This is a genomic window from Lysobacter enzymogenes (assembly GCF_017168095.1).
Classification (GTDB): domain Bacteria; phylum Pseudomonadota; class Gammaproteobacteria; order Xanthomonadales; family Xanthomonadaceae; genus Lysobacter; species Lysobacter enzymogenes_D.
Genome location: NZ_LXSD01000287.1, coordinates 1 through 7331 on the forward strand (window position 1 = coordinate 1; position 7331 = coordinate 7331).

The window sequence follows — 7331 nt, forward strand, 5'->3', positions numbered from 1 at the left end:
GCCAGCAACTGCACCGGAATCGCATGCACCACCGGCGACAGCACGCCGACGTGGCGCGGGGTGCGGATCACGTGCACCTGCTCGGATTCGCCGAAGTGGCTGTCCAGGTCGGCGAACACGAACATCTCGCCGCCGCGCGCGCGCACTTCCTGGATGTTCGACTTCACCTTCTCCAGCAGCTTGTCGTTCGGCGCGATCACCACCACCGGCATCGCCGCGTCCACCAGCGCCAGCGGGCCGTGCTTGAGCTCGCCCGCCGGGTACGCCTCGGCGTGGATGTAGGAGATTTCCTTGAGCTTGAGCGCGCCTTCCAACGCGATCGGGTAATGCACGCCGCGGCCCAGGAACAGCGCGTGGTGCTTGGGCGCGAAACGCTCGGCCCAGCCGGCCACCTGCGGCTCCAGGTTCAGCGCGTGCTGCACGCTGCCCGGCAGGTGGCGCAGCGCGTCGAGGTATTCGGCCTCCTGTGCGTCGCTGAGCGCGCCGCGCAGCTTGGCCAACGTCGCGGTCAGGGTGAACAGCGCCACCAGCTGGGTGGTGAAGGCCTTGGTCGAGGCCACGCCGATCTCGGCGCCGGCGCGGGTGTAGTACACCAGCTGGCTCGCGCGCGGGATCGCGCTCTCGGGCACGTTGCAGATCGACAGGGTCTTGTCGTGGCCCAGCGATTTGGCGTACTTCAGCGCTTCCATCGTGTCCAGCGTTTCGCCGGATTGCGAAATCGTCACGATCAGCTGCTTCGGGTTCGCCACCGCGGCGCGATAACGGTATTCGCTGGCGATCTCGACCTTGCACGGCAGCCCGGCGATGGCCTCGATCCAGTAACGCGCGGTCAGGCCGGCGTAATAGCTGGTGCCGCAGGCCAGGATCTGCACGCCCTCGACGCCGGCGAAGACTTCTTCGGCCTTCGCGCCGAACAGCGACGCGCTGAAGCCGTTGTTGTCCATCACCGCCTCGATGGTGTCGGCGATCGCGCGCGGCTGCTCGTGGATCTCCTTCTGCATGAAGTGCCGGTACGGGCCCAGCTCCAGCGAGGCCAGCGACACGTCCGACAAATGCACGTCGCGCTCGATCGGCGCGCCGTCCGCATCGAACACCCGCACCGCGGCGCGGGTGACCTCGGCGGTGTCGCCCTCTTCCAGGAAGATCACCCGGCGCGTGGCCTGCACGATCGCCGACACGTCGCTGGCGACGAAGTTCTCGCCCTCGCCCAGGCCGACCAGCAGCGGGCAGCCCATGCGCGCGGCGATCAGGCGGCCCGGCTCGTTGAGGCTCACCACCGCGATCGCATACGCGCCGACCAGCTCGCGCACCGCCGACTGCACCGCCGCGAGCAGGTCGTGGCCCTGCTTCAGATAAGAATGGATCAGGTGGGCGATCACTTCGGTGTCGGTCTGCGATTCGAACGCATACCCGGCCGCGCGCAGGCGCTCGCGCTGCTCGTCGTGGTTTTCGATGATGCCGTTGTGCACCACCGCCAGTTCGCCGAAGCTGATGTGCGGGTGCGCGTTGGCTTCGGTGACTCCGCCGTGCGTGGCCCAGCGGGTGTGGCCGATGCCGACCTGCGCGCTGAACGCCTCGGACTGCGCCGCCGCCTCCATCTCCGCCACGCGCCCGGTCCGGCGCACCCGGCGCAGCTGCGCGCCGTCGAACACGGCAATGCCGGCCGAGTCGTAACCGCGGTATTCCAACCGCTTCAAGCCGTCGATCAGGACCGGCACCACATCGCGATCGGCGATCGCGCCTACGATTCCGCACATGCTGGGGGCATCCGAGAAAATGTGACCGCATTCTAGCGGGGCGGCGGCCGCGGCGGTGTCCGCGCGGACGCGGTGTCCGGACGGACGGACGCCCGGACAGGCGTCGCCCCCCTTTTAAATCAATGAGTTGAAGTTGGCACGGGATGTGCTTGGTATTGGGCAGAGACCCCGACCGAGCGCCCCGATGAGCATCCGCGACACCTCCGCCCAGGACCAACGCCTCGCCCCCGCCGCCCAGCAGGGCCGGCGCCGCCGGCAATGGGCGCTGGCGGCCGCGGTCGCCGCGGCGGTGCTCGGCGCCGGCGTCTGGGTCGCTTCCGGCTGGGCCGCGGGCGGCGCGTCGGTGTCGGCGCAGCGGCTGCGCATCGCCGAAGTGAAGCGCGGCGATCTGGTCCGCGACATCGCCGCCGACGGCCGCGTGATCGCCGCCAACAGCCCGGTGCTGTACGCCATCGCCGGCGGTTCGGTCGAACTCAAGGTCGTCGCCGGCGACGCGGTGCGCAAGGGCCAGGTGCTGGCCGAGATCGACAGCCCCGAGCTGCGCAGCAAGCTCGCGCAGGAGCAGTCCACCCTGGCCGGCCTGGAGGCCGAGGCCAGCCGCGCCGAACTCGACGGCGAACTGGCGCGTTCCACCGCGCGCAAGGAACTCGACCAGGCCCGCATCGACCGCACCGCCGCCGAACGCGACCTGGAGCGCTACAACCGCGCCTTCGCCGGCGGCGCGGTGGCCAAGGTCGACGTGGCCAAGGCCGAGGACGAATTGAAGAAGGCCGACATCGGCCTGGCCCACGCCCGCGAAGGCATCGGCCGCCAGGACCGCAGCGCTTCGCTGGACGCGCGCAACAAGCGCCTGCTGGCGCAGCGCCAGCGCGCGATCGTCGCCGAGGCCCAGCGCCAGGTCGACGCGCTGACCTTGCGCGCGCCGTTCGACGGCCAGGTCGGCCAGGTCCAGGTCGCCCAGCGCGCCAACGTCGCCGTCAACGATCCGGTGCTCAGCGTGGTCGACCTGGGCGTGTTCGAACTCGAGATCAAGGTGCCGGAAAGCTTCGCCCGCGACCTGGCCATCGGCATTCCGGCGCAGATCGCCGGCAACGACGGCCGCACCTACGCCGCCAGGATCTCGGCGGTGTCGCCGGAAGTGGTGACCGGCGAAGTCGCCAGCCGCCTGCGCTTCGACGGCGCGCAGCCGCCGGCGCTGCGCCAGAACCAGCGCCTGAGCGCGCGCATCGTGCTCGACACCCGCCGCAACGCGCTGATCGTCGAGCGCGGGCCGTTCCTGGAACAGGACGGCGGCCGCAGCGCCTACGTCGTGTCCGGCGGCGTCGCCGCCCGCCGCGCCATCCGCACCGGCGCCAGCAGCCTGAGCCAAGTGGAAATCCTCGAAGGTCTGCAGCCGGGAGAACGCATCGTCGTCTCCGGCGCCGACCAGTTCGCCAACGCCGAAACCGTCCGCATCTCCGGAGAATGAACCCATGAACGCTTTCAACGCCGCCAACGCCTACGACTTCGCCCCGCACTGGAACGCCCAGGAACTGACCGACGCGGTGCCGCTGCGCCTGCACCAGCTGATCGACTTCAACCACGACGGCGAGCGCGTCGCCAGCGCCAACGCTGCCGCGGCCGCGCCCAAGCGTTCGCCGCGCCTGCGCTTCGCCGGCGCGATCGCGCTGCCGCTGTTCTCGGTGCGCTGAGGCGGCGCCACGTGCCGCACGCTCTGCATCGCCTCCAGACCGTCATCCCCGCGAAAGCGGGGATCCAGGGTTTCATCGCGACAACACGCTGAAGTCTCTGGATCCCCGCTTTCGCGGGGATGACGGCCCGGCAGACGCGCCACTGTCGCGAATCCCGAATCCACGCTCCGCAGTCTCCACTCCCGAATCCCCGCTCTACAGGAATCCACCGCCATGCTGCTGATGCGCCAGGTCACCAAGGTCTACCGCACCGAACTCGTCGAAACCCATGCGCTGCGCTCGCTGGACCTGCACGTGCGCGACGGCGAGTTCGTCGCCGTGACCGGGCCCTCGGGTTCGGGCAAGACCACCTTCCTCAACATCGCCGGCCTGCTGGAGACCTTCACCGGCGGCGAGTACACGCTCGACGGCGAGGACGTGCGCGACCTGTCCGACGACGCCCGCTCGCGCCTGCGCAACCAGAAGATCGGCTTCATCTTCCAAAGCTTCAACCTGATTCCCGACCTCAACCTGTTCGACAACTGCGACGTGCCGCTGCGCTACCGGCGCATGCCCGCGGCCGAGCGCCGCCAGCGCATCGAGCAGGCGCTGACCCAGGTCGGCCTGGGCTCGCGCATGCGCCACTACCCGACCGAGCTGTCCGGCGGCCAGCAGCAGCGCGCGGCGATCGCACGCGCGCTGGCCGGTTCGCCGCGCCTGCTGCTGGCCGACGAACCCACCGGCAACCTGGATTCGCAGATGGCGCGCGGGGTGATGGAGCTGCTGGAGGAGATCAACGCCCAGGGCACCACCATCGTCATGGTCACCCACGACCCGGAACTGGCCGCGCGCGCGCAGCGCAACGTGCACATCGTCGACGGCATGGCCACCGACCTGCGCGCCGAACCGAGCCTGATCGGCGCGGCCGCCGTCGCGACCGCCGCGGCCGACGCCGCCACCGCCTGAGGCCGCGCCCATGTCCGGCAACAGCCAGTTCGCCTATTACCTGCAGCTCGCCGCGCGCAGCTTCAAGCGCAACAAGGTGCTGACCGCGCTGATGGTGCTCGCCATCGCGCTCGGCATCGGCGCGGCGATGACCACGCTCACCGTGTTCTACGTGCTCTCCGGCGATCCGATGCCGGGACACAGCCAGAACCTGTTCCAGCCGCGCCTGGATCCGCGCTCGATGACCGGCTACATCCCTGGCTCCGAACCGCCGGACAACATGTCGCGCTTCGACGGCGAGGCCTTGCTGCGCGAGGCGCGCGCCGATCGCCAGGCGCTGATGACCAGCGGCAACGTGGCGATCGAGCCGCGCCGCGACAACCTGCCGGCGTTCCGCCAGAACTCGCGCTTCACCTCGGCCGATTTCTTCCCGATGTTCCAGGTGCCGTTCCAGTACGGCGCGGCGTGGACCGGCAAGGAAGACGAAGGCCGCGCGCGCGTGGCGGTGATCGGCAAGACGCTCAACGAGCGCCTGTTCGGCGGCGGCGACAGCGTCGGCAAGCCGATCTGGGTCGACAACCACGAACTGCGCGTGGTCGGCGTGATCGACGCCTGGCATCCGCAGCCGAACTTCTACGACCTCACCGTCGAACGCGGTTTCGGCGAGGCCGAAGAATTGTTCGTGCCGTTCAGCACCGCGCGCGACCTGCGCATGAGCGCGCAGGGCAACATCAGCTGCTGGGGCGACAACGCCGACCTGCCCGAGGGCAACTACTCGGTGGCCGCCAAATGCATCTGGGCGCAGTACTGGGTCGAACTGGATTCGCCGCAGAAGGTCGCCGCCTATCGCCAGTACCTGGACAACTACGCCGCCCAGCAGCGCGCCGCCGGCGTCTACGTGCGCCCGACCGCGCCCAAGCTCGACGGCCTGATGCAATGGCTGGACTACAAGCGGGTGGTGCCGGCCGACGTGCGCCTGCAGATGTGGCTGGCGTTCGGCTTCCTCGCGGTGTGCCTGCTCAACACGGTGGGCCTGCTGCTGGCCAAGTTCCTGCGCCGTTCCGGCGAGATCGGCGTGCGCCGCGCGCTCGGCGCGACCCGGCGCGCGATCTTCGCCCAGTGCCTGGTCGAGGCCGGCAGCATCGGCCTGGCCGGCGGCGCGCTCGGCCTGGCGCTGGCCCAGCTGGGCCTGTGGGCGGTGCGCCAGCAGCCGGTCGGCTACGCCGCGCTGGCGCGGCTGGACCCGGCCATGCTCGCCACCACCTTCGTCCTGGCCGTCGCCGCCAGCGTGCTGGCCGGCCTGTTGCCGGCCTGGCGCGCCTGCCAGGTGACGCCCGCCATCCAGCTCAAGAGCCAATGAGGCCCGCATGGACATCCGTCCGATCCTGACCACCTTGCGCCGGCACAAGACCGCCGCGGCGCTGATCGTGTTCGAAGTCGCGCTGACCTGCGCGATCATCTGCAACGCCTTGTTCCTGATCCAGAACCGCATCGCCCGCCTGCAGCGTCCCAGCGGCATGGCCGAGAACGAACTGGTGGTGGTGCGCGTGTCCAACATCGGCGGCACGCAGGAATCCGACGCGCAGACCCAGTCCGACCTGGCCGCCTTGCGCGCGCTGCCCGGCGTGCGCTCGGCGGCCGTAGCCAATCAGGTGCGCTACGGCGATTCGGCCTGGAACTCCGGCTACGGCCCGAAGCCGAATCAGCAGGTCGCCACCGCCAGCGCCGGCGTCTATTTCGGCGATACCCAACTGATCGACACGCTGGGGCTGAAGCTGCTGGCCGGGCGCAACTTCCGCGAGGACGAGATCGTTGCGCTGTCGCAGCGGCTCAAGCCCGGCGCGCCGCCGATCCCGGTGACGATCATCACCCGCGCCCTGGCCGACAAGCTGTTCCCCGGACAGGATCCGCTCGGCCGCCCGATCTACAGCGGCGACGAGGACGGCGCGCGGGTGATCGGCGTGGTCGAGCACCTGATGCGGCCGAACGAATTCGACGGCCCGGCCTCGGCCGACTATTCGGTGATCATGCCCACCCGCACCGACTACGACAACGGCATCTACCTGTTGCGGGTCGCCGACCCGAGCCGGCGCGAGGACGTGCTCAAGGCCGCCAGCCAGGCGCTGACCCGCAACGGCCCGCAGCGGATCCTGTCCAAGAGCAACGACACCGTCGAGGCCATGGCGGCCAAGTTCAACCGCACCGACCGCGCGATGGTGTGGCTGCTCGGCGCGGTGTGCGCGGCGCTGCTGATCGTCACTGCGCTGGGCATCGTCGGCCTGGCCAGCTTCTGGGTGCAGCAGCGGACCAAGCAGATCGGCGTGCGCCGCGCGCTCGGCGCCACCCGCGGGCAGATCCTGCGCTATTTCCAGACCGAGAACTTCCTGCTGACCTCGATCGGCATCGTCCTGGGCATGGTGCTGGCGTTCGCGATCAACCTGTTGCTGATGAAGTACTACGAACTGCCGCGGCTGCCGGCGCTGTACCTGCCGCTGGGCGCGCTGAGCCTGTGGCTGCTCGGCCAGCTGGCGGTGTACGGCCCGGCGCGGCGCGCGGCGCTGGTGCCGCCGGCGCTGGCGACGCGCTCGGCCTGAGGCCGGGCGCCGCAACCGCCGGCGCGTTCGCCGCATCGCTGGTATCGACACGCCGGCGAACGCGGCTTGCGCAACTCACCGCGCAGGGCTCGCATTCCTCAGCGGTGTCGGCAGCGCGTTCGCGGCATGCTTGCAGCGATCCGCCGTCCGCTTCCTTTCGCTCCGTCCGGCCGTCGCGCCGGACGGTCCGGGGCGCCGCCCGCGCGCGCTCCCTGCCTCATCGTCACGGAGTCGTCCATGAAATCGAGCTTCCCCCTGCGCGCCCTGGGTCCGGCGCTGCGCATCGCCCTGCTCTCGGCCGCGCTCGCCGCGCCGGCGCTGCCCGCCTTCGCCGCGAGCGCGGCCAAGACCGCGGCGCCCGCCGC

The 7331-nt window shown here is 70.4% G+C and carries 6 protein-coding genes; 5 read left to right on the forward strand and 1 reads right to left on the reverse strand.

Annotated elements, in window-relative coordinates:
• A partial coding sequence (glmS, locus tag A7A76_RS08980) for a glutamine--fructose-6-phosphate transaminase (isomerizing) (protein ID WP_206410884.1) occupies positions 1-1757 on the reverse strand: 1757 nt, incomplete at its 3' end.
• A gap of 184 nt (positions 1758-1941) precedes the next feature.
• On the opposite strand from glmS, the gene A7A76_RS08985 reads away from it, so the two are divergent.
• The 5 genes from A7A76_RS08985 to A7A76_RS09005 all read left to right on the forward strand — a co-directional run bounded on the left by A7A76_RS08985 (position 1942) and on the right by A7A76_RS09005 (position 6966).
• Positions 1942-3225: an efflux RND transporter periplasmic adaptor subunit gene (locus A7A76_RS08985; RefSeq protein WP_206410885.1), complete on the forward strand. Its 1284-nt coding sequence runs from the start codon at positions 1942-1944 to the stop codon at positions 3223-3225.
• Positions 3226-3229: 4 nt separating this feature from the next.
• The gene (locus A7A76_RS08990; protein ID WP_206410886.1) at positions 3230-3448 is read left to right on the forward strand and encodes a hypothetical protein; all 219 of its coding nucleotides are present in this window, start codon (positions 3230-3232) and stop codon (positions 3446-3448) included.
• Between the two features lie 213 nt (positions 3449-3661).
• A complete protein-coding gene (locus tag A7A76_RS08995) occupies positions 3662-4393 on the forward strand; it encodes an ABC transporter ATP-binding protein (protein ID WP_206410887.1) in 732 nt (243 codons plus the stop codon).
• Between the two features lie 10 nt (positions 4394-4403).
• Positions 4404-5732, forward strand: a complete 1329-nt coding sequence (locus A7A76_RS09000) for an ABC transporter permease (RefSeq protein ID WP_206410888.1) — start codon at positions 4404-4406, stop codon at positions 5730-5732.
• A gap of 7 nt (positions 5733-5739) precedes the next feature.
• Positions 5740-6966 carry an ABC transporter permease gene (locus tag A7A76_RS09005; RefSeq protein WP_206410889.1) on the forward strand — a complete coding sequence of 409 codons (1227 nt, stop codon included), beginning with the start codon at positions 5740-5742 and terminating at the stop codon, positions 6964-6966.
• The last annotated feature ends 365 nt before the right edge of the window (positions 6967-7331 follow it).